Source organism: Dorea sp. AGR2135 (assembly GCF_000420885.1).
Taxonomy (GTDB): domain Bacteria; phylum Bacillota; class Clostridia; order Lachnospirales; family Lachnospiraceae; genus Dorea; species Dorea formicigenerans.
This window is the reverse complement of sequence record NZ_ATVU01000025.1, coordinates 31646-54294: the sequence shown is the minus strand read 5'-3', so window position 1 is coordinate 54294 and position 22649 is coordinate 31646. Positions and strand designations below refer to the sequence as shown.

At 38.9% G+C, this 22649-nt stretch carries 27 protein-coding genes and 1 pseudogene; 4 read left to right on the top strand and 24 right to left on the bottom strand.

Features of this window, described 5'->3' with window-relative positions:
• Positions 1-207: 207 nt before the first annotated feature.
• On the bottom strand, positions 208-1326 hold the full coding sequence (locus G593_RS0114155; protein ID WP_005340783.1) for a 5-methyltetrahydropteroyltriglutamate--homocysteine S-methyltransferase: 1119 nt from the start codon (positions 1324-1326) through the stop codon (positions 208-210).
• Positions 1327-1652: 326 nt separating this feature from the next.
• Between G593_RS0114155 and G593_RS21330 the strand changes: the two genes are divergently transcribed.
• Complete coding sequence (locus tag G593_RS21330) at positions 1653-1901, top strand: hypothetical protein (protein ID WP_005340785.1); 249 nt, start codon at positions 1653-1655, stop codon at positions 1899-1901.
• Between the two features lie 28 nt (positions 1902-1929).
• Positions 1930-2142: an AzlD domain-containing protein gene (locus G593_RS0114145; RefSeq protein ID WP_081646566.1), complete on the top strand. Its 213-nt coding sequence runs from the start codon at positions 1930-1932 to the stop codon at positions 2140-2142.
• 5 nt (positions 2143-2147) lie between these two features.
• Here G593_RS0114145 and G593_RS0114140 read toward each other — a convergent pair whose 3' ends face one another.
• The 3 genes from G593_RS0114140 to G593_RS0114130 all read right to left on the bottom strand — a co-directional run bounded on the left by G593_RS0114140 (position 2148) and on the right by G593_RS0114130 (position 4240).
• On the bottom strand, positions 2148-2405 hold the full coding sequence (locus G593_RS0114140) for a hypothetical protein (protein ID WP_005340787.1): 258 nt from the start codon (positions 2403-2405) through the stop codon (positions 2148-2150).
• An 81-nt stretch (positions 2406-2486) separates the two neighbouring features.
• A complete protein-coding gene (locus G593_RS0114135; RefSeq protein WP_029732119.1) occupies positions 2487-3107 on the bottom strand; it encodes a DUF4317 family protein in 621 nt (206 codons plus the stop codon).
• A 245-nt stretch (positions 3108-3352) separates the two neighbouring features.
• A complete protein-coding gene (locus tag G593_RS0114130) occupies positions 3353-4240 on the bottom strand; it encodes a LysR substrate-binding domain-containing protein (protein WP_022278589.1) in 888 nt (295 codons plus the stop codon).
• A 146-nt stretch (positions 4241-4386) separates the two neighbouring features.
• Between G593_RS0114130 and G593_RS0114125 the strand changes: the two genes are divergently transcribed.
• On the top strand, positions 4387-5424 hold the full coding sequence (locus G593_RS0114125; RefSeq protein ID WP_022278588.1) for a YeiH family protein: 1038 nt from the start codon (positions 4387-4389) through the stop codon (positions 5422-5424).
• Between the two features lie 6 nt (positions 5425-5430).
• Here G593_RS0114125 and G593_RS0114120 read toward each other — a convergent pair whose 3' ends face one another.
• From G593_RS0114120 to G593_RS0114020, 20 genes and pseudogenes are all read right to left on the bottom strand, one after another.
• The gene (locus G593_RS0114120) at positions 5431-6102 is read right to left on the bottom strand and encodes a TVP38/TMEM64 family protein (RefSeq protein ID WP_005340793.1); all 672 of its coding nucleotides are present in this window, start codon (positions 6100-6102) and stop codon (positions 5431-5433) included.
• A 169-nt stretch (positions 6103-6271) separates the two neighbouring features.
• Complete coding sequence (locus tag G593_RS0114115; RefSeq protein ID WP_029732117.1) at positions 6272-7273, bottom strand: aldo/keto reductase; 1002 nt, start codon at positions 7271-7273, stop codon at positions 6272-6274.
• A gap of 79 nt (positions 7274-7352) precedes the next feature.
• Entirely contained in the window at positions 7353-8396 is a 1044-nt protein-coding gene (locus G593_RS0114110; protein WP_029732116.1) for a helix-turn-helix domain-containing protein, read from the bottom strand.
• Positions 8397-8566: 170 nt separating this feature from the next.
• Positions 8567-8890, bottom strand: coding sequence for a hypothetical protein (locus G593_RS0114105; protein ID WP_029732115.1), 324 nt, complete (start codon positions 8888-8890; stop codon positions 8567-8569).
• 149 nt (positions 8891-9039) lie between these two features.
• A pseudogene (locus G593_RS0114100) lies at positions 9040-9393 on the bottom strand (AAA family ATPase); the annotation flags it as partial.
• A 137-nt stretch (positions 9394-9530) separates the two neighbouring features.
• On the bottom strand, positions 9531-11123 hold the full coding sequence (locus G593_RS0114090; RefSeq protein WP_029732113.1) for a hypothetical protein: 1593 nt from the start codon (positions 11121-11123) through the stop codon (positions 9531-9533).
• Between the two features lie 229 nt (positions 11124-11352).
• Positions 11353-12327 (bottom strand): calcium/sodium antiporter, encoded by a 975-nt coding sequence (locus tag G593_RS0114085; protein WP_029732112.1) that lies wholly within the window; start codon positions 12325-12327, stop codon positions 11353-11355.
• Positions 12328-12346: 19 nt separating this feature from the next.
• Positions 12347-13879: a uroporphyrinogen-III C-methyltransferase gene (gene cobA, locus G593_RS0114080; protein ID WP_242827101.1), complete on the bottom strand. Its 1533-nt coding sequence runs from the start codon at positions 13877-13879 to the stop codon at positions 12347-12349.
• A gap of 1 nt (position 13880) precedes the next feature.
• A complete protein-coding gene (hemC, locus tag G593_RS0114075; RefSeq protein WP_005340804.1) occupies positions 13881-14813 on the bottom strand; it encodes a hydroxymethylbilane synthase in 933 nt (310 codons plus the stop codon).
• Between the two features lie 2 nt (positions 14814-14815).
• Complete coding sequence (locus G593_RS0114070) at positions 14816-15439, bottom strand: precorrin-2 dehydrogenase/sirohydrochlorin ferrochelatase family protein (protein WP_242827100.1); 624 nt, start codon at positions 15437-15439, stop codon at positions 14816-14818.
• On the bottom strand, positions 15408-15998 hold the full coding sequence (locus tag G593_RS0114065; protein WP_005340808.1) for a biotin transporter BioY: 591 nt from the start codon (positions 15996-15998) through the stop codon (positions 15408-15410). The genes G593_RS0114070 and G593_RS0114065 overlap by 32 nt, the downstream gene beginning before the upstream one ends.
• A 22-nt stretch (positions 15999-16020) precedes the next feature.
• Positions 16021-16452: a M67 family metallopeptidase gene (locus tag G593_RS0114060; RefSeq protein ID WP_005340810.1), complete on the bottom strand. Its 432-nt coding sequence runs from the start codon at positions 16450-16452 to the stop codon at positions 16021-16023.
• A 26-nt stretch (positions 16453-16478) separates the two neighbouring features.
• A complete protein-coding gene (locus G593_RS0114055) occupies positions 16479-17318 on the bottom strand; it encodes a HesA/MoeB/ThiF family protein (RefSeq protein ID WP_005340812.1) in 840 nt (279 codons plus the stop codon).
• Positions 17318-17524 (bottom strand): sulfur carrier protein ThiS, encoded by a 207-nt coding sequence (thiS, locus tag G593_RS0114050; RefSeq protein WP_005340813.1) that lies wholly within the window; start codon positions 17522-17524, stop codon positions 17318-17320. The genes G593_RS0114055 and thiS overlap by 1 nt, the downstream gene beginning before the upstream one ends.
• 25 nt (positions 17525-17549) lie before the next feature.
• On the bottom strand, positions 17550-17867 hold the full coding sequence (locus G593_RS0114045; RefSeq protein WP_005340815.1) for a thioredoxin family protein: 318 nt from the start codon (positions 17865-17867) through the stop codon (positions 17550-17552).
• A 1-nt stretch (position 17868) separates the two neighbouring features.
• Complete coding sequence (locus G593_RS0114040; protein WP_005340819.1) at positions 17869-18114, bottom strand: sulfurtransferase TusA family protein; 246 nt, start codon at positions 18112-18114, stop codon at positions 17869-17871.
• A gap of 50 nt (positions 18115-18164) precedes the next feature.
• Entirely contained in the window at positions 18165-19034 is an 870-nt protein-coding gene (locus G593_RS0114035) for a 4Fe-4S binding protein (RefSeq protein WP_029732106.1), read from the bottom strand.
• Positions 19018-19437: a PLP-dependent transferase gene (locus G593_RS0114030; RefSeq protein ID WP_005340822.1), complete on the bottom strand. Its 420-nt coding sequence runs from the start codon at positions 19435-19437 to the stop codon at positions 19018-19020. Before G593_RS0114030 ends, G593_RS0114035 begins: the two co-directional genes overlap by 17 nt.
• 189 nt (positions 19438-19626) lie before the next feature.
• Positions 19627-20283, bottom strand: coding sequence for an ECF transporter S component (locus tag G593_RS0114025; RefSeq protein ID WP_005335357.1), 657 nt, complete (start codon positions 20281-20283; stop codon positions 19627-19629).
• A gap of 125 nt (positions 20284-20408) precedes the next feature.
• Positions 20409-21041, bottom strand: coding sequence for a hypothetical protein (locus G593_RS0114020; protein WP_022278575.1), 633 nt, complete (start codon positions 21039-21041; stop codon positions 20409-20411).
• Positions 21042-21409: 368 nt separating this feature from the next.
• Between G593_RS0114020 and coaBC the strand changes: the two genes are divergently transcribed.
• Positions 21410-22615, top strand: a complete 1206-nt coding sequence (coaBC, locus tag G593_RS0114015; RefSeq protein ID WP_029732105.1) for a bifunctional phosphopantothenoylcysteine decarboxylase/phosphopantothenate--cysteine ligase CoaBC — start codon at positions 21410-21412, stop codon at positions 22613-22615.
• Positions 22616-22649: the final 34 nt, after the last annotated feature.

The window sequence follows — 22649 nt, the reverse complement described above, 5'->3', positions numbered from 1 at the left end:
TAATAGAAAATTTAAAGAAACTTTTTGTTGGAACCCCGGCTATTTTTTAGCCGGGGTAGGGGTGTTGGGTCAGTCGGAAGGCTGAACTGTTACCATAATTACTTTTAAGGAAATTGCTTTTAATTTCATATTATATAAAAATAACTTCCGGACTGTACGATTTACAACCGGAAGTTACCTGATTTTATTTTACCTTATATCTGACTTTTATCTATCTCCCCAGACTTCTTCTGCAATTTCTTTTACAAGTTTTAATTTTTCCCACTGCTCTTCTTCGGTCAGCTTGTTACCGATCTCGCAAGATGCGAATCCACATTGTGGACTTAAGTACAGGCGATCCAGTGGAACGTATTTCTCTGCTTCATGGATTCTGGCAATGACTTTTCCTTTATCCTCTAACTGTGGTATCTTTGTCGTAATGAGTCCAAGTACAACCTTCTTATCTCCAGATACTTTTGCAAGTGGTGCGAAACCTCCTGATCTCTTGTCATCATACTCCAGATAGTAGGCATTTACATTTTCCTCTCCAAACAGAAGGTCTGCAACGGAATCATATGCACCGGAGCTGAAGAACGTAGAATGATAGTTCCCTCTGCACACATGTGTATTGATTACAAGGTCTTCCGGTGCCTGTGCAACAACCTGGTTATTCAGTTTCAGCAGACGCTTCTTATAATCTTCCAAAGCCTGTCCGTTTCTTCCGGTCAGAGCTGTCGCCATTTTTGCATCTACCATACCGCCCCATACACAATCATCGAACTGAAGATTTCTGCATCCTGCCGCATAAATCTCCTGAACGAATTCTCCATAAGCTTTGATAACATCATCTGCAAATGCTTCTTCTGAGCCATAGATTTTTAAAGTCGTAGCAAGAAGCTGCGCTCCGGTGAAGTAAGCATAGAACTGTCCCGGTGAAGGGATGGTCTGTTTTGCAACTGTATTTTCATCTTCCAATGCTTTTACATATTTAAAATGTTCTACAAACGGGTGATTCTTTACAGAAATCTTTCCTGTCATATAGGTATCATCAATCATGGCTGCTTCTGCGTCAAATGTTGTATTTCCCTCTACTGTCTTCTGATGCTCGATACCTTCAAATCCCCACATAAAGTCAAGATGCCAAGTGGATCTTCTGAACTCTCCATCTGTGATAACATGATAGCCAAGTCCCTTGATTTTATTTACTAAATCAACGATACACTCGTCTTCTACTTTTGTCAGATCAGCCTGTGTAATTTTTCCCTCTTCAAAATCTTTTCTTGCATCTTTTAATCTCTGTGGTCTTAAAAAACTTCCTACAAAATCATATCGAAATGGTGTTTTCATAATTATTATCTCCCAAATTTTAATAAACCTATCGTAATTTTAAACTTGTGTTGCGATAGATTTATTGTAATTTATTTCAAATGTTTTGTATAATAGCTAAAAATATCTGTTTGTTATAACTTTAAATTATGGCAAATATTCAATTTTTATCGGCCTTTCCCACATACAATTCCAATTATGACAGGATTTATGTTTTTAGGAATGGCTTACGGAATATATATGAATGCATCTGGTTTTTCTTTCATATTTACTGGGGCGCTTCTGTAACTTTCGGTGGCGTCATCGGTTCTTTACTCCCCATTAATACAGAAGGCATCAGCTTTGTCATGACTGCTATGTTTGTCGTTATCTTCATGGATCAGTGGCTGAAAGAAAAGAATCATACATCTTCATTACTTGGACTTGGAATTTCTTTTCTCTGTCTCCTTGTATTCGGACCGGACTCTTTTATGATTCCGACCATGATTTTGATTATCGTCTCATTGACATTATTACGCAAAAAGCTTGATATCCCGGATCAAAAAAACTACTCGCGACATCATTTCGACAAATGTGCTTCTGAAAAAATGAAGTAGCGATAAAAAACACAGGAGGTTTGCTAACATGACATTAGCTCAACAAATCATCACTATCGAACTTTGTGTACTTGGTACAATGACTACACGTTTCCTGCCTTTTCTTGTATTTCGTGAAAACCGGGAAACTCCTAAGTTCATTCAATATGTTGGAAATTTTCTTCCATCCGCAGTTTTCGGCATGCTGGTATCAATTGCAGGAGGAACCATCTGCTATATATTATTGCTACATTTTTGTTAAAAGGCCTATGCATCAAAATCAGCCACAAATTCACCTTCCGGTGTTTTCATTTTCAGGATTCCAAGATTAAAATCCTCTTCTTGAATTGTAATGTGATATTCAAAAACTACGTCATCTTCAAATTTAGACAACAGAATATACTCTCCATTATCCTTTCCGTCAATCTGATCACAGATATCATCATACACATCTGCTCCGGAAATATTTCTTGGATATCCTGCATCCTTAATTTTTTTCTCAATTGCTTCGTATAATTCGTTCATACATTTTCCTCTCTTTCTTCTATGTGAGGCTATCCCCCCACATTCTTGTCTTTCTTAATTATAGCTTTTTTCTTTTGTTCATCATATTCCAAGCATTTCCAACAATTCTATATGAGGATGGTTCATGTCAGCCTGATATATATCTATATAATTTAATGCCGCGCTTTCATCCATAAATGCCGGAAACAAAAATCCACACTCGGGTTCTCCCGGTTCATAATCACCACTCACCGGGCAAATCACGCAGATTAGATATTCATACATTTTCTCGGATTCTCCCTGACGCTCATGATCCGTTCCCTTCATCGGAATATCATAACGGTCGTGAAACACGTAAACAGCATAATCACCTTTTGATTTATAATTTGCTCCTACAATCTCATAAAATGTCTCCATTAATGCGTCATTTTTCAGTCCGCATGCCCGCATTCCCATCAAAAGCTTCCACAAGCTGTCATTTTGCATATTTTCCTGCAAAAATTTGTATTCTTGCAAGTTTTGATTCGTTTCTGCAAACGGAACTTTCTTTGCAATCTGCAAGTTTTTCTCTCGATCCGACGGACTTAATTTCAAAAATGCAATATTAAATGTCCCGTCAATGCAACCGTCTGAATTCATGTATCCCCCGGCTATCCTTGTCATTGATGTTCGCTTAACTGTCATGCGCCTTGTAAGCGCCAGCATATCTTCTCTGTCTATCATTCTCTTCTTAACAAGCTCCTTACTACTTTTACAATCAGCTTTTCAGTCATTAATAATATTATTATGATGCCAGGGTCAAAAAGTCTAAATCCACATGAGCTTGCTCATAAGTGGATGAAAGACCTTGGGATCCGCCCCAACATCATTATTATAATGGTAGATGAATATTATGGCAAATACTGTTGCTCATTTATTTAGCATGACTTAACGTTTATTTAGATTTACCTTATTTGTGTATTGAAGTTCTATTTAAAAATGGATAGCTCCTTACATATTTCTACATATTTATCCGTATAAATACTGTCTTTTTCCCAGATAAAATCAAAATCATGCTGCATCTTAAAATCCGAAAGCTTTATTTCTTTCAACACTCCCGACTCTAATTCATCCGCGACTGCAATCTTATACATAAATGAAATTCCACAATCCCGTTTTAACAGACCTATAATCGTGTGCATATTTTCCACTTCTATATAACGCTCAAAGTCAGAAATTTCCATTCCTCGTGCCAAAAGCAACTCTTCCAGTATATTCCTTGTCCCCGAGCCACTCTCCCGTACAATCAAACGTTCGTTTTTCAGATCATTCATAGTCTTTGGATTCTTTTTCAGAAATGTATGGGAAACCTCGCAGACCCCAATGTAATCTTCTGTACTATAATTCATGTGTCCGTAACTATCTTTCGGATAATTTCCTTCCACTAAAGCAAGATTAATCTTCCCTTCATCTAATAACAAAAGCAACTGTGACGTATTCCCAAAATGAATATGTAAATTCATATCTGGATGATGATTCATAAAATCCGCAATCCTGTCAACAACTGCATATTCTCCAATCGTCATTGTAACTCCGATAGATAATAATTCGATATCTCCACTGACACTTTTCATTTCTTCTAAAATCGAGAGCTGATCATTTCTCATAGTCATCAGACGCTTTTTAAGTATCTTTCCGGTCTGGGTAATGTACAATTGTTTATTGTGATACAAGAATAGCTGGGTATTATATTCGTTTTCAAGGAAACGAATATGTTGCGAAACAGCCGGTTGTGTAATATTTAATCTCTTTGCTGCCTCTGTAAAATTCATGGTTTCACACACTGTGAGAAAGGTATTCGTCCTAAAATCTAACATAGTATTTTTCCCTTCTGGTTTGCTATTTTATCAATAATGATTTCTTATATTTCAATAATATTATATAATTTTTTATTATTGTTTTCCAGTGTTATAATCAATTAGAAAAATAAAAATTATTAAATTTAAACGAGAGGTAAAAAATTATGGATTTTATCAAAAAGAACTTATCTGGTATTTTGGTTTGTTTTATAATTGCTGTGCCTGCCTGGCTTCTTGGAAAAGCTTTTCCGGTCATCGGCGGTCCGGTCATTGCAATTCTCGCCGGAATGCTCATCACATTGATTTGGACAGATAAAGGGAAAGCAGAATCTGGCATTAAATGGACTTCCAAAATTATTCTCCAGACTGCTGTCGTACTATTAGGATTCGGAATGAACCTCGGTGTAATCCTGCAGACCGGGAAACAATCACTACCAATTATTATCTGTACAATCAGTACTTCCCTAATCATCGCATGGCTGCTTCGCAGGATTATCAATGTTCCGTCCAACACTGCGATTCTGGTTGGTGTTGGTTCTTCCATCTGTGGAGGTTCTGCTATCGCAGCTACTGCTCCGGTTATTGACGCCGACGATACGGAAGTTGCCCAGGCAATTTCTGTAATCTTTTTCTTCAACGTCATTGCTGCTGTACTATTCCCTGTACTTGGGCATGTCCTCGGCTTTGACACAACGAGCGGTTCTTCCTTCGGACTGTTCGCCGGAACAGCAATTAACGACACTTCTTCTGTAACCGCAGCTGCATCCACCTGGGACAGCATGTGGAATCTTGGAAATGAAACATTGAATAATGCTGTTACCGTTAAGCTGACTCGTACACTTGCAATCATTCCAATTACACTTGTATTGTCTCTGATCCACGCAAAATCCGCATCTGTAAATGGTGAAAAAACAGGGAATTTTAGCATAAAAAGAGCATTTCCGATGTTTATTTTATACTTCATCATTGCAGCAATTATCACTACTGCATGTATGAGTATGGGAATTAGTGCTGATGTATTCGCACCGCTGAAAGAACTGTCCAAATTCTTCATCATTATGGCTATGGCTGCCATTGGTCTGAACAGTAATGTTATAAAATTAATAAAATCTGGCGGAAAGCCACTTCTTCTCGGTGCTTCCTGCTGGATTGGAATCACCATTGTCAGTCTGACTATGCAACATATTATGCACCTTTGGTAATTTTGTTTAGATATTTTTTTGTTTCTTTGTAAATAATATTTTTAACATTATGGAGCCTATAGATACTAGAAGTCTACAAAAAGCTACTAAAACAAATTCTATTGAAAACGGATTATTTAGCTTTTCTCCTAATAAGGTCGTCGTCACAATGCTAAGTAATGAACCACTGATTCCTGCCACAAGATAAATCAGATAATTCACATCACATGCACCAAAATACAAGCTGACAATATCTCCTGGCAGGAACCCAACGATTCTCGTTATAAAGCAAGTAAAAAATGTATTTTGTTTTTGATATTCTGATAACTTCTTTGCCTTCGGATATTTCTGAAATATTTCTTCTGTAATCTGTTTTCCACTACATTTTCCAAGACAATACGGAATTGTAATGGAGACAGACAGACCAACTGTACTAATGAACACAGCTGCCACCGGCGAAAACAATATTCCACTGGCAAGATATAAAATAGAAAGCGGCAGAACTATCGTCAAGCTCTTTAATCCAAATAACAGAAGTAGCATTATCACCGCAAGCACCACATTTTTCGGTGTATATTTTACAATTGTATCAACGGATAATGGTTCCCCTGATATTTTCACGATCAAAACAAGTATCACCGCTATTGCTAGAATTGCCATAACCGGAATAAATTTTTTCCACTTATCTCTCTGATTCATAATCATCACTCCACATTTCATTCTATACTATTTATTGTATGAACGCTGTTTACTTATTTATTTTTATCTTACCCCCATTTCTTCCCAGAAAAAATAGACAAAACCGAAGCTTTGTCTATCACTTTCTTCACTTATGAATTATCGTTTCTGTCCACACCTGACTTGCTAATTATTTTGCGTGCACAAGACTCAATGCATCAATTTTTTTCAGCTCTTCATCTGTAAAAGGTGCACTTTCAAGAACCTTCAGATTATCGAGAATCTGCTCTGGTTTTGATGCTCCCACCAGAACACTTGTCACTATGCCATCTTTTAATACCCAGTTCAATGCCATCTGCGCCAGGCTTTCACCTCTTCCTTTGGCAATTTCATTTAAACCACGGATACTTGTGATTTTTTCTTCTGTCAACTGACTTGCCTTAAGGAATCGTCCATCTGTTGCAATACGGCTGTCTGACGGAATTCCGTTCAGATAGCGGTTTGTTAATGTTCCCTGTGCCAGTGGACTGAATGCAATGATTCCTTTTCCAGACTCTACTGCCGCTTCCTTCAATCCATTTTTTTCGATTGTGCGGTCGAAAATAGAATAGCGGTTCTGATTAATTATAAATGGACAATGCAGCTCTTTCAGAATTGTAGCTGCCTTCTCCATATGTACTCCATCATAATTAGAAATCCCAACATACAGTGCTTTTCCGCTTCGGACAATCTGCGCCAGTGTTTCCATTGTTTCCTCTAATGGAGTTTCCGGATCCATACGGTGATGATAGAAGATATCGACATACTCCAGTCCCATTCTTTTCAGACTCTGATCCAGACTTGCTGTTAGATATTTTTTACTTCCCCAGTTTCCATAAGGACCATCCCACATATCAAAACCAGCTTTTGTACTTATCAACATTTCATCACGATAAACTCCGAGATCCTCTTTTAGGATTCTCCCAAAATTAATCTCTGCACTTCCCGGCTCCGGACCATAGTTATTGGCAAGGTCAAAGTGTGTGATCCCGTGATCAAATGCTGTAAAGCACATTGCTTTCATATTATCATAATCACCATTTGATCCAAAGTTATGCCAAAGTCCCAACGAAACTTTTGGTAATAATAACCCACTTTTCCCACATCGATTATACTGCATAGTTTCATATCGTTTTTCGTCTGCCTGGTACATCATTTATCTCTCCTTCATATATGTATTTAAACTCCTTTGTTATTATATTATCATTTCTCCCAAATAAAAGCTACTTTTTCTATTCTTTCTCCGGCACACCTTCAGATTTGATTAGATACCCTTCTATTTCATCAAAATGAATGGTGTACTGATATTCACTCTCTCTACCTTCTTTTTCGGCATCAGCATCGGCATAGTAGGTAAGACGGACCTGATACGTATTTTTCCCGTCCCGCCATGATTCATCACCGATCAGCCAGTCGTTTTCAAGATTTTTATCCTTTTTCAGTAATGTCTCAGCATATTGCTGTGCCCCGCTCCAGATTCCCATATTCCGGCGCTGTCCCTGCATGGTATTCTGATACTGCCAGAGTGCAGCAAACATAATAGCTGCCATAATTCCTGTAAAAAGAACCGTTTTATACTTCTTTTCTTTTTTCTGTCTTTGCCGACGGACACACCGGATTGTTCCAACCATCATCATCGCAATCATGAACAGATACCACAATGTCCAGAAAATCTGTTCTGTTCGTTCTATTCCACCCGGAATCCATTCTGCAATACGGTCACCCCAAATATAATTAACCAGTGATACCAATATTCCAATAGACAAAATCGATGCCACACCATAAATTCTCCGGCTTTCTTCATCATCAATATTCTGAAAAAAATACCACAGAGAAACAAACACGGCTGCTGAGAGTCCGCCGAGCACAAGACCGCCTCCAAGACTGGCAATTTTTGTTGCCCATGCTAATGTACCCACGCCAATCACCAGAATTCCGGCAATGATATTAGCGTTCTTATCCTGCTTTTTCAGTTGCTTTGAAATGTCATCTGCATTTTGAAGCATCTCAGCCACCTCCTTCTGGGTATACTGAGTTTCTGTCGTATCCATATCACCTGTCGGTTTCTTTTTTTCAGAACGCATCAATTCCAGTACCGAAATTCCAAGTACCTGTGCCAGTGGTTCTAATGTCTGGATATCCGGAAATCCAAGTCCACGCTCCCACCGGCTGATTGCTTTATCCGTCACATGAATCTTTTCTGCAAGCTCCGCCTGCGTCATTTTTTTCTCTTTTCTTATCCCGGCAATGAACTGCCCGAACTGTTTCGCCTCCACGTCTTGTCACTTCCTCCTGCTGTTCCCGCTCCGCTATTTTAAGGTGTGCAAAGCGTTTTTATAGTCTCAGCATAGGGAAAACAGACTGCTTTGTCAATCTACGAATCCTTTATCTCCCATTTTGCAACTATTATATCCACACAAATGAACATATTGGGAAATAAATATCCTTACGAACAAACCCAATCTTCTAAATGTTCCAATATTTCTTCATCGTAAGGGGAATTGATTGTATGAATACGTCCGGCAGGAATATTCTGAATGACACATTCTGCCCATTCCCCTTCTTTTATTTCAGAAAATAAGTCCTTGCCCTTTTTCCACTTCTTCCAATCTCTATACATGTCAATAATCTCACGTTGTTCAAAAGTGTGGTCGTTCATTGGAATCGTAATAGTATCCCCAACTCTTATGACTTCTCCCTTTTCTGCAGTAATCCCTATAAGAGTAATATTTTCATCATATCCTGATGCTGAAGCGCTTGTAAAAATCATTCTATTCACCTTAAATCCTATTCTCTGATGATTTTTAATAAAGGATATGGCTTTCGCCAGACCCTCATCATTTTATTCACTCTATAACTCTTCTACTTTACAGGAGTGTTCTTTTGTTTCTTTATCATAACTAATTCCCACTTCAAGACTTCCATGAGTTCTTTATTCGGAATAAAAACCATTCCATTATCATATGTTAAAAGTTCATATACAACCATTGCTGAATAAATCTCTTCTTTCGTCTTTAATTCCTGTGCTGTGGCTGCATACTCCTGTATACCGGACGGTATCCTTTCTCCGGCAAACATCAGCGTAAGATCATTCTGAATCTGATCCACATTATACTGAATGTAAGTAAAAATGGAATCATACTTTCCGGAACTCCCCCAGTAATTCAACAATTGATTATCTGTCAATGCACACACAACTGAACGTGGATTATATAACCGTTCTCCTGCTGCTGTATGATACCCGTCATACCATTCTCTTAGACTTTCTCTGGTGTCATAAAATGTATTCGCTCCGGATCAAATCTATCCTGCTGTGATCTTTCCTCTGCCGGATATCCCATCGCAAATAAGGAAAATACTACTCATCATTCTAATCTCCTTCTTTTCTATTATCTTTTATCCTCTCACACTTACCAAGTCGTCTTGTGTTCATCTGTCACTTCCAGTGTATCAGGATTTACCAGATAAAAATCAACTAACTGTGTATCGTATGTTCCACCCGGATACTTTTTCTCCAAAACATACTCGTCACAGTATGTTCCGTTGTCATCTGTCTTTTCTCTATTGTAATACAGACCGTATTCGACACTTACCTGATTTCCATCCTTCGTCTCCTGTCCTGTACTGACAATAACATACGTCTCTCCTTTTGCATTACTGCTGTAAGTGAATTCCGGATTTTCTAATGCATTTGTCTCAATCAGATAATTATAGACTGCCTGCATTCCATTTCTCATTCTTAACCATTCATCACTTTCATATGGTTCTGCATTATCCTGTGAATCACTATTTCCTGTATCAGAATCCGCGCTGTCTGCATCGTTGTCTGTCTGGTCATTATTTTCTGTATTGTCCGGATTGGAAGCGTCTGGCTGTTCATTTGTAAATGTATCATCTTTTGTCGGTACATATATTTTTTTCATAATGAATGGATTATTCGTTACATACTCTGCTGTATAAACATTATAACCCATATTACTCCAGCTGACTTCCAGATAGGTGTATCCATTTTCTTTTCTCGTGACGGTTTCCTTATCATCCAGTCCCAGAAATACATCCAGAAAATTAATAAATAGCAATATCAGCCCTGCAATTGCAATTACTGCACATATGATAAATTTCACAACTTTTTGGATCCATACAGGCGATGTAATATTCAGGTGTCTGTGCAGCCAGATAATTCCCAAAATTAACATTACAAACAGTCCCATATTTACAACTATAAGCGAAATTGCAGAAAATACATATCGGATTTCATATCCTGCCCCCCGGTTAATTCCATATGCAGTTCCTAAGAACCAAAATGTGTATGCCAGGAAGATCGTAACTACGAAAGCAAGACCTGGGTATTCTTTTTTGACAGGTTTCATTTGTTCCAGACACGCTGTCATCTGCTCCAGATCATTCATCTGAATCCAGTTTTCCACCAATTCGGAAGCCGGGTAATTTCCTGCATCATCTTTGATGCCTGTATACCGTATCTTTGCTTTTTCTATTTCCTCTTCATCGTCTTTAAAAGAAGCTATAATGATTCTTAAGAAATAAATTAGTTTCATTTCTTTCGCTTTACATTTTTCGATATGCATTACATCTAATGCCTGTGCTGCTTGTTCATACTGCTTCATCTTGACAAGAATAATTGCATTATTCAGAAGCGCCTGATTTGCCAGAATCGGATTTTTCCAGTATTTGTGATGGTACAGATACAGGTTAAAGTCATGTCGTTCTTCCAGAGACATTTTACATGCGTGCTTTCTGACATAAGACGCATAGCATATGGTAAAACCCCAGGAAAAAACCAAAATTGCCAGTAACCAGCACAAAAATCCATTTATTTCCAGCAAATCATAACGAAACTCCAGATATGCTGCTATAAAAAGAATTACGAAGCTCACTATCATAATCAGCCATCGGATATAGCTGTTCTTTTTCGCCTTTCTTCTCCCCACTTCATTCCAACTGTACTCATCTTCTTTAAAATCATGTACATGATAAATATTCATACATTTTCACTCCTCTTTACGATCATAAATTCTGCCTGCTCTACAACACGATTTTTCAATCACAGCCCTATCTGTAAAAAATATTATTCTTTCTGTACTTTCTGTATGCTTTCTAGTTTATAGAGAAAATGTCCCAGACATTCACACATCTGAGACATCTGCCATTCATTTATTCTGTTAACCTTTTAATTCTGCTTGATTCTTCTCTTTGCAACTTTACCTGCAAGTTTTATCGCATACATATATATACCATATATACTGCATACATGCATAACATAGCAATGCCTTCTTTTCGGTTAATGACTTTTGAAGTCCACGCAAATACAAGAACTGCACTACTCATCATGATCAGTATAAGAGTGTCCACAATATTGTCCATCAGAAATCCTACCGGACTGATTGCTGCTGCAATTCCAAGCACAAGTAAAATGTTAAAAATGTTAGAACCTATTACATTTCCAAGCGCCATATCAACTTCGTTCTTTCTCGCTGCAACAATGGAGGTCACAAGCTCTGGAAGACTTGTTCCAAGTGCAACGATTGTAAGTCCGATCAGTGTCTGGCTAAGTCCGAATGACAATGCAATATCTGATGCACTGTCAACAACAAAATCACCTCCAAATTTAATTGCGATCATCCCTCCAACAATAAAGAGTATGCTTTTCCACATTGGAATAATTCTGATTTCATCTTCTACATACTCTCCGGATTCTTTCATCAGCTCGTCCTCTTTGTGCACTGATCTTGCTTTCTTTACGGAATTGATCATCCAGACAAGGTAACCTGCGAAAAGAATTAAAAAGGCAATTCCATCGATGTGTCCCAACTTCATTCCCACATATCCTAGTGCGATCAGCAAAACTGAACAGATAATCGATAATGGAAATTCTTTTACAAGCGTATCTTTTTTTATTGTAAGTGGGGCAAATAAAGCACATGCTCCACATACGACCATAAGATTAAAAATGTTCGATCCGACAACATTGCTGACCGCAAGTGTATTATTCCCGGCAAGTGATGCTGTTACACTGACCGCACATTCCGGAAGGCTCGTTCCCATTGCTACAATTGTCATACCGATAATCATGGAAGGAATGTAGAGTCGTTTTGCCACTGATGAACTTCCTTCTACGAAATAATCTGCTCCTTTCATCAAAAGTGTAAATCCTATCACAAGAATGATGATTGATTTTACAAGTTCCATTCATCTGTCTCCTTCATCTCTATTTATTTTGGCTACCATTATACCCCAATTGTATGAAAGAAACAACCGACTTATTTTTTGTTATCAAAGAAACAACTGACTCATAAGTACTTTCTTCCGACTCGCAAATATTCATTACATTCTTTTTCTTAAGTGCTTCTGTCGTCTTTTTGCCAATAGAATAAGCTCGTTCTACCATTATCTCCTCTGGCAGCATCTGAAAAAAACGCTCCACATTGGACGCACTTGTAAATACAGCTTCTGAAATAACTGTATCTACAGGCTTTAATATATAATCTTGCTCTGATACATTTACATTTTCATATGCATCTGTTTTTATGACATAGCAAAATTTCTGAAGTTCTCTCTCCAAGTCTTCGGAGGCCTCTTTTGCAGAAAATATACAGACTTTCGTCTGGTCACTGATCTGTTTTTTTAAAGCTTTGGCAAGTCCGGCTCCTGTCTGCTCATCTGGAACTAAATCTGCTTTTATCTGATAGTTCTTTAACTCCTGCTCTGTTGCTTTTCCTACAACTCCAAAACGAATTTTTGCAAGGCATCGGATATCTGTGTCATTGAATTTCATATTATAGAAAAAAGCCCTGACACCATTTCTGCTTGTAAAGAGAATCCAGTCGGAGCTGCTAATTTCTTTTTCAAAATCTGAAATTGGGATTGGTAGAATCTTTCCAACCATGATTGTATCAACATCTGCTCCGAGCTGTTGCAAATCTGTAATCAGCTTATTGAAATGTGTTCGTTCTCCCATAGCTTCAATATATGGTACGGTTATTTTTCTCCCGAATAATGGACGTTTTTCAAAAAAACCCAATTGGTCATTCAATGAAACAACATTCCCCACAACGATGATTGCCGGAGATTCCAGTTTTGCACATTTTACTTTATATCCGATACTCTCCAATGTTCCGATACATTTTTTCTGCGTAGCCAGTGTTCCGTTGGATATCACTGCTGCCGGAGTATCCGGTCTTCTTCCAGCTCTTATCAGTTCTTCTGCAATATGTTCTACATGTGCAAGTCCCATCAGAAATACACAAGTCATGGATTCATCAGTAAGCAACGTATAATCAATCTGCGCTTCTTCGTCTTTTTTGCTGTGAGCTGTAATGACCTGAAACCCTTTTGCAATCCCTCTGTGCGTAATTGGAATTCCTGCGTCTGCCAATGCTGCAACGACAGAACTAACTCCTGGTACGACTTCTACATCAATCTTTTTTTTCCGAAGATATAATGCTTCTTCACCGCCTCTTCCAAAGACGTAGGGATCACCACCTTTTAGCCGTACGACCAGACTGTATTCTCTGGATTTTTTATATAATAATTCATTGATCGCATCTTGCTTCATGATATGCTTGTGATTTTCTTTTCCTACATAAATGCACTCACAGCCATGATTTGCCATTCCAAGCAGTTCCGGCGATGCAAGTCTGTCATAGATGATACAGTCTGCCTCTTCTATATATTTTTTCCCTTTTATCGTGAGCAGACCGGTATCTCCTGCCCCTGCTCCAACTAATATAACTTTACCCATTTTATTCTTCATGACTTAATTGTATTTGAATTTTTTCTACTGCTTCTCTGGCAATCTGTCTGCAGATTTCATCTATCTGTGATGAATCTTCTATTTTATTTAAAACTGCAGATTCCACCTTTGTATATGCCAGTCTTTTCCCATCCTCCGTTCCAAACATTGCTCTTAATACTAGTTTTTCATCCTGTATCTTGCAATATGCTCCTACCGGAAGATGACAGCTTCCTCCAATTTGTTTCAAAAATTGTCTTTCTGCTTTTACGCACAAATCTGTTTCCTGATCAGACAATCTATTTAGTTTTCTGATCAATTGTATATTATCTGCTTTTACTTCCAGAGCAAGTGTCCCCTGGGCCGGGGCCGGAATCATCTGATCCGGCTCAAGATAGCAGGTAATCTCTTGCTCTCTTCCTAGTCTGTTAATACCTGCTGCGGCAAGTACAATTCCATCCATCTCTTCTTCCTGCATTTTTCGAATCCTTGTATCTACATTTCCACGGATCCCAACTATGTTAAGATCAGGGCGGATTTTCAGAAGCTGATACTTTCTACGCTTGCTTCCCGTTCCGATCACAGCTCCTTTCGGAAGGTCGTCCACAGACACTGCCTCTCTCAAGATCAGAACATCTCTTGGATCTTCCCGCTTCCATGCCTTTGCAAATATTAATCCATCTGCCGTTGTATCTGGCATGTCTTTCATAGAGTGTACTGCAAGATGAATCTTCTCTTCCAAAAGTTCTTCCTCAATTTCTTTTACAAATATGCCCTTTGATCCAATCTGGTCAAGCCGGCTTTTCTGATCCATATCTCCGGTCGTTTTTATGATTACTACATCAAATTCATCTTCCGGAAATGCACTTTTTAATTTTTCAATAACCTGCTTTGTCTGGGCAAGCGCCAGCTTTGATCCTCTTGTTCCTACCCGGTATCTCATATCTACTCCTGTGGCAATTCTCCATTTTCAATGGCTGTATTTACTATTTCTTTAAATATTTCTTTTCGTTTTTCTTCTGTGTCATACTTTTCTATCACACGCTTTCTGATCTTCCCCATATATTCATTCAATTCTCCAAGAAATGGTGTCAGGATCTCCTTTTCCTGACTTTTTAAATATTGTGCCAGCACAGGGCTGTTTCCACCACTCGAAAATGCTGCAATAAGATTTTTTTCTTTTATATATGAAGAAAAGATAAAGCTGCAGTCCTCTTTCTGGTCCACAGCATTTACCATAATTCCTTTTGAATTACAGATTCCCGCAATATGGTGATTCAATTCTTTATCATCTGTTGCAGCGATCACCATAAACATATTATCACAATCTGCATCTTCAAAACACTTTTTTTGTAATTCTAACTGATTACTTTTTTTTACAATTTCATTGATTTTATCGCAGATATTCTCTCCGACTACAACCACTCTGGCTTCAAAATCCAGAAGTACTTTCACTTTCCGGTATGCCACCATCCCTCCGCCGACCACCAGGCACGGCTGATCCTTCAAGTTCACAAACATAGGAAAATACGCCATATTACACCACTTTCCGATCCATACTATACTCATGCATCATCCCAAGAAATACTGGACGGAGCTTTAAGGAAAATGCTGTCGCCAATACACATAATATAAAATCCGGTGCAATCGTAATCAGACAATATTCCACAACTACAACGCTCCAGCTCACAGGAGTTGCTGCATAAAAATTATTTATACAATAAAAGTAAATTGCTCCAATCGTATAATAAGTCACCAGTCCCGCAACTGATGCCATTAAGAACATTCCCTTATGATTTTTTCCTACTTTTTCTGTAATAGTACCAATGACAAATGCTGCCAGTACAAAACCAAGTAAGAATCCAAATCCTGGTCTGAAAATGTATGCAGGTCCACCTCCGGCAGCAAATACCGGAACTCCGACAAGGCCAATGCTAAGATACACGATCACACTAACCGTTGCAAGTTTTGCACCAAGCAGAAAACCTGCCATCAACACAAAAAACCATTGAAATGTAAAGTGCATGGTGTACATTGGCAATGGTATATCAACTTTTATAAATGCACCGATTGCGATCAAAGCTGCAAACAGTGCACAGGTTGTCAATTCTTTCGTTTTTAATTTCATTTTTTATTCCTTTTTACTATACTTAGAAATAATATTCATCTGAATAAATTCGCAAATCCTCTTTTTCCACCTGACCCTTTTCTATATGGAAAGAATTCAACACTGGATTTTCTGCCATAAATGATATGATCATATAGCTGGCATTGGAATCAAATGCAAGTTTGATATCCTCCTGCGACGGTCTGGACGGACTGGATGGATGTGAATGCCAGTTACCAAGTGGTTTTAATCCATTCGCCCTCATATCTTTGATTGCTGACAGTTGTTCTTTCGGATCCAGTGTAAAATGATCCTCTGCATGATCAACATTTGTCAGGTAATAAACTTTTTCAATTAAACGACCATTTTCATCTTCGCTTCCTGCAATCAGTCCGCAGGCTTCTTCTGGAAGATGCCCGGTTGCATACCGGGCAATCTCATCAAGAAGTGTATATTTCATTCTTATAATTGCCATACTTATACCTCTTCACTGATTACAAATTACTCTTCTTTTCTTGGTGCATCAAATCTGCCTGCTGTCTCCTCACATACTTCCTGTTCGTAATCAATCGGCTCAAGAATTGTCGGGTGATCTCCGCACACTGCACAGTTATGAGTATCTTTTGGAAGCTTAATTTTATGAAATTCCATCGTCAGAGCGTCAAAAGTAAGCAGCGCACCTGTCAATAAATCTCCAACTCCCAGCAAATATTTGATTGCTTCCATAGCTTGAAGGGAACCAATGACTCCACCCATAGCTCCAATGACACCTGCCTGCTTGCAGGTTGGAACTGCATCCTTCGGTGGTGGATTTTTAAATACACATCTGTAACATGGCCCTTCTCCCGGAACATATGTCATAAGCTGACCTTTAAAACGGATAATTCCTGCATGTGAAAATGGTTTCTTCTCCAGTACACATGCATCGTTGATCAGGAATTTTGCCGGAAAATTATCTGTTCCGTCAATAATAAAATCATAATCCCGGATCAGTTCTCTGATATTCGCAGAATCCACGAACATGCGGTATGTATTGACTGTAACGTCCGGATTCATGGCATTCATTGTCTCTTTTGCCGATCTGACCTTTGCTTTTCCTACATCTGCTGTTGTATGGATAATCTGTCTCTGAAGATTGGACAGATCAACTTCATCTGCATCTACAATTCCGATTGTTCCAACTCCTGCTGCTGCAAGGTACATAGCTGCCGGAGCCCCAAGACCACCGGCTCCAATAATCAGAACTTTCCCTTTCAGCAACTTCTTCTGACCTTTTGCGCCTACTTCTTTTAGAATAATATGGCGGGAATAACGTTCAATCTGTTCATCTGTCATTGCCATTAACATCCACCTCCCATGAAATAAAGAAATTCTACAACGTCTCCTTCTTTTAATACGGTTGTCTCTTTCTCATCTGAAGGAACAAACTCTTCATTAATAGATACCGTTACATACTCTGGCATCTCTACATTTTCCTGCTCGATCAACTCCGGTAATGTCAGATTATCCTTTACTTCTTTCTTTTCTCCTGAAACTACGATTATCATAATGTCTTCCTCCTGACCCATATTATTACAGTAAAGCTTCCACCCAGGTCTTAAGCTCTGCCAGAGTGTGTGCTCCTATTTTTCGATCTAATACTTCTGCATTTTTTACAAAGAGAAGGGTTGGATTCGCTGCTATATGATATTCTTTTGCCAGCTCTTTATCAAAATTGGTATTCACCTTATATACATATAATTTTCCTTCATAATCATCTTCTACATCTCCCAATACCGGTGCAAGCTTTTTACACGCTATGCAAGAATCAGAATAAAAATCTACGATGACCGGAAGATCGCTCTTTAAAACTTTCTCTTCAAAATCAGCCTTGTTGATCCGTACTGCCATATTATTCTTCTACCTTTCTGACATACAGTGTATAAGTTCCGTCCGCATTATCCTCAAGCTTTAAGATTTTATGTCCTTCTTCTTTCATACTTCTTGGAACATTCTGAACAGGCTCTCCGTCATTCATTCGAATTGCAAGGACTTCACCATCATCCAGCTCTTCAATTGCTACTTTAGCTTTTACAAATGTGAGTGGGCAAACCTTATCTGTAATATCTACCTGGTCGTCAAATTGTATTTCTGCCATGCTCTTTCTCTCCTTTTCGATTCTTATCTTCATTTTGTTTGTCAGTACACCTATCTGCCTTCGTAAGCAGCCCGAACCTCTTTTTTGAATTCTTCCTTTCCGATTCTCTCAAGTGTCAGTCGGAAACGCTCACCTGCATTTGCATGCTTTTCAAAAAATGAAATAGCCGCATCTGTGACTCTGAAAAGAGTTTCTTTATCACGGATGATCGGAACAATCTGTTCACCTTTATAAATCTTATTTCCAAACAATCCACCAAAGGAAACAATATAACCCGGCTCGCCGACCCACGCGTCTGTTGGACAGCTCTTTACACATCGTGCACAGTTATTACATTTTTCTCTATCGATGACGATTTTTCCATCTTCCATGCGAAGTGCTCCTTCGCGACAGGCTTTTACACACACGCCACACTGGATACAGTCATCATGATTGCACTCAACTGTCATGCCTCCTTTGATTCCAACATCGTTCTCCTCTGCTTTCAGGCAGTTGTTCTGGCAGCCTGTAACACCAAATTTGAATTTATGAGGAAGTTCTCTTCCAAAATATCTTGCATCTAATTCCTTTGCCAGTGTATAAGTATCAATGCAGCCACTTGGACAGATAGCTGCGCCCTGACAGGCTGTGATTGTACGGACTCTCGGTCCACAGACACCTGTTCCGACTCCTCCTTTTGCAAGCTCTTCTTTTACTTCATTGATATCTTCTACTTTTATAAATGGAATCTCAATTCCCTGCCTGGAAGTCATATGCACATATCCATGTCCATACTTTTCAGCCACCTCTGCAACTGTCTTTATATTTTCAGCAGTCAGATTTCCTCCCACAACTGCAAGTCTTAAGGAAAAACAACCTTTCTGCTTTTGTCTCATAAATCCACCTTTTTTTAATGCAGCATAATCAACCTTTTCTGCCATTTTCATTCTCCTCCTGTACCTTGTTCCTGATTAGTCTCTGATTTTTAAGCGTCTTTGTATCTCCTATGTTGGAAATGATATACGGGATTGTAAGACTGTCAATAAATTTAAATGCCTTTTCTTTACTTCCTACGCGAAGTGTAAGAATTGCGCCATATCCATGTTCAAACTGTTCTTTTGCAACATGATGCCAGGAACTACTTTCCAGTCCCGGATAATTTACTATTATATCAGAATAATTCTCTGCAATCCAGTGTGCAAGTTCCAGTGCATTTTGGCACTCACGTTCCATTCTAAGTCCAAGTGTTTCAATACCGATCAGATTCAGATAGGCATTGACAGGAGAAAGGCATGCCCCTGTATTTCTAAAAATCCCATTCCGAAGTTTTGCTACAAAAGCCATCGGTCCATTTTTGTTGTAATTCCAAAATTGTCCTGTCCTCTTTTTTAATTTTTTTGTACAATATTTTGAATATCCCTTCCTGTAATACCATCACAGACCATTACCAGATCCGTAATTCTAACAATATTGAAAATTATACAAACGCCCCACGGTAATTTCCGCGGGGCGTATTAGTGCTTATTTAAGTGTTTATTTTGCTGTCTGTGCGTCAATAAATGAAAAATTCATTCTTTTTAATACCTGGATCAGCACTTTTCCGATTGCAAGCACCAGTACTGCTGCTGCAATTGCTTCCGGAATACCAGATGCTGTAACAGTTCCCATAACAAGTCCCCATACAGCGCTTATTGCTACATCCTTTGCCTGTGCATACTGCTGTGCAAATAACAGATAAATACTTCCCATAACTGTGATCGTATTCACCATAGATCCGACGAATCCAACGATTGGAAGTGCAATGATCTGATTCACTTTCAGTTTGTTAAAGAGAATCCATAACCATCCGGCTGCGATTCCAATCAACATACGGCATCCTACAGAAATCCAGATTGCCTTGATTGCTCCCGGAATTCCAGTAGTGCTCATGAACGGAGAAAACGCAAAAGACAAAAGGGTTGGTGCCATTGTGTTGCTCACCAATGAACATACACCAAACACAAATCCAAGAATTGCCCCTGCTGACGGTCCCAACAGAATTGCTCCGATGATTACCGGGATGTGTACGGTTGTCGCCTTAATAATTGGAAGCTGGATCATTCCAAGCGGTGTGTTCGCCAGAAGAATGACAATTGCTGCCATAAGTGCAACACTGACCATCCACTGAGTGTCGTGTTTTTTTGTTTTCATTATTCAATTACCTCCTTGTTATCATTCCTGCCATGCAGGATACAATACAATTACCGAGTAATTATAACATCTGTTCTACTATAGATACAAGTATTAAATTAAGTACATTTCTTTTCAAGAAGAATCTATACATCATAGTCGGCAATACAGGAAGACAATGTCTTGATGACCGTATCAATATCATCCGGTGTCTCCTCTTCTCCAATCCACTCAACTGTACAGGCAAACACATCACCATCTGACAATTCTACCCAGACACGATAACCACTCAACTCTTCCATATTATAGGAAAAATAATTCCACATTTTCCCATTGTATTCACTGCTCTGTGTATCCATTGCCGGAATCGTATCATCAGAATTTGCAGTATACAGATATTGTACTTCTTCCTTCATATCACTTTCTACAGTGGAAATATCTGCATTCCTAAGAGTCATCACATATTGCAGACTGCTTCCATCTACATTTCCAATACGTTCAAATGCTCTTGCCGTGTCCGAAGAAAAGTCTGTCTCTGAACATCCTTTTGGTGCAGATACTTTTATAGTCCATACATCGTCCTCCGAAGATAACTCGTACATCTTATTGTCTGCCGCTTTCGTCTGAGTATCACTTTTATCATTATCTTTAGAATTGTCTGCATTCTGGCTTCGTTCCGTCTTCGCATCTGCCTGATTATCATCCTTTTCTTTATTGCCACACGCTGCGCTAGAAACACTTATCGTTAATATCATCAAAAATACCGCTGCTTTTTTCATATTCTTTTCTCCTCTCTCTAAATATCCTGATATTCCAGAACTGTTTCACTAATTTTAACATTTTCTCAAAAAAAAGTCATCCCTTTGTGTCTCCTCATCTTGCAAGAGACTGCCAAACACGCTATAGTTGAAATATAAAGATGCCAGGGTCAAAAGGTCTAAATCCACATGAGCTTGCTCATAAGTGGATGAAAGACCTTGGGACCCGCCCCAATATGAGCCTAAAAGTGGGATGGCAATCCCACGATATGCGAATAATTGGGAGGATTGTGGAAGTGCAAAGCACGGAACAATCCGTAGGCATCATAGTTGGGGCTTTTGCCCCCAACATCAATATAAATCATACAAAGAGAAAGAGGTTTATTTCTATGATGTTAAAAGATAAAACCATTCTATTAGGTGTTACCGGTGGGATTGCTGCATATAAAAGTGCCATGCTTGCCAGCCGTCTTGTAAAGACCGGTGCCTGTGTTCATGTTATTATGACCCAGAATGCCACTAATTTTATTAATCCAATCACATTTGAAACGTTGACGCGCAATAAATGTATTGTAGATACTTTCGACCGCAATTTTGAATTCAAAGTAGAACACGTTGCTCTTGCTCAGAAAGCAGACGTCATCATGGTTGCTCCGGCAACTGCAAATGTAATTGCAAAACTTGCACACGGACTGGCTGATGATATGCTCACTACAACTATTCTCGCAAGCAAAGCTCCTAAGATCATTGCTCCTGCCATGAATACAGGAATGTATGAGAATCCTGTCACTCAGGACAATCTAAAGCTCCTTAAAAAATATGGTATGGAGGTCATCACTCCGGCTAATGGCCGGCTTGCCTGTGGTGATGTCGGTGCCGGAAAGATGCCGGAACCAGAAGATTTATTCGAATATATTTTAAAATGTATAGCATGTAAAAAAGACTTGCGTGGGAAAAAAGTACTGGTCACCGCCGGTCCTACTCAGGAGGCAATCGATCCAGTGCGTTATATCACCAACCATTCCTCCGGGAAAATGGGCTACAGCCTCGCGAAAGTGTGTATGCTTCGCGGTGCAGATGTAACTTTAGTCACAGGTAAAACTGCCCTTACTCCACCGCCATTTATAACGACCGTCCCTGTCATCTCTGCTAAAGATATGTACGAAGAGGTTACTGCAAGAAGTGCCGGTATGGACATGATCTTCAAAGCTGCCGCTGTTGCTGATTACCGGCCAGTCCACATAGCTGATGAGAAAATCAAAAAATCGGATTCTTCCACTTCCATTGAGCTGGAACGTACAGATGATATTTTAAAATATCTTGGAGAACATAAAGTTCCCGGCCAATTCCTCTGCGGCTTCTCTATGGAAACGGAAAATATGCTGGAGAATTCCAGAAAGAAGCTGGCAAAAAAGAACCTTGACATGGTTGTTGCAAATAATCTGAAAGTTGACGGAGCTGGATTTGAGACGGACACCAATGTTGTCACAATGATTACAGATACAGAAGTTCTGGAACTTCCAATTATGAATAAAGAAGAGGTTGCATTCCACATTATCGACCAGATTTTATCTATGCAGAACACTGACAGATAACAACCCATGAAGGCAATTTAAGCATTCTTATTTT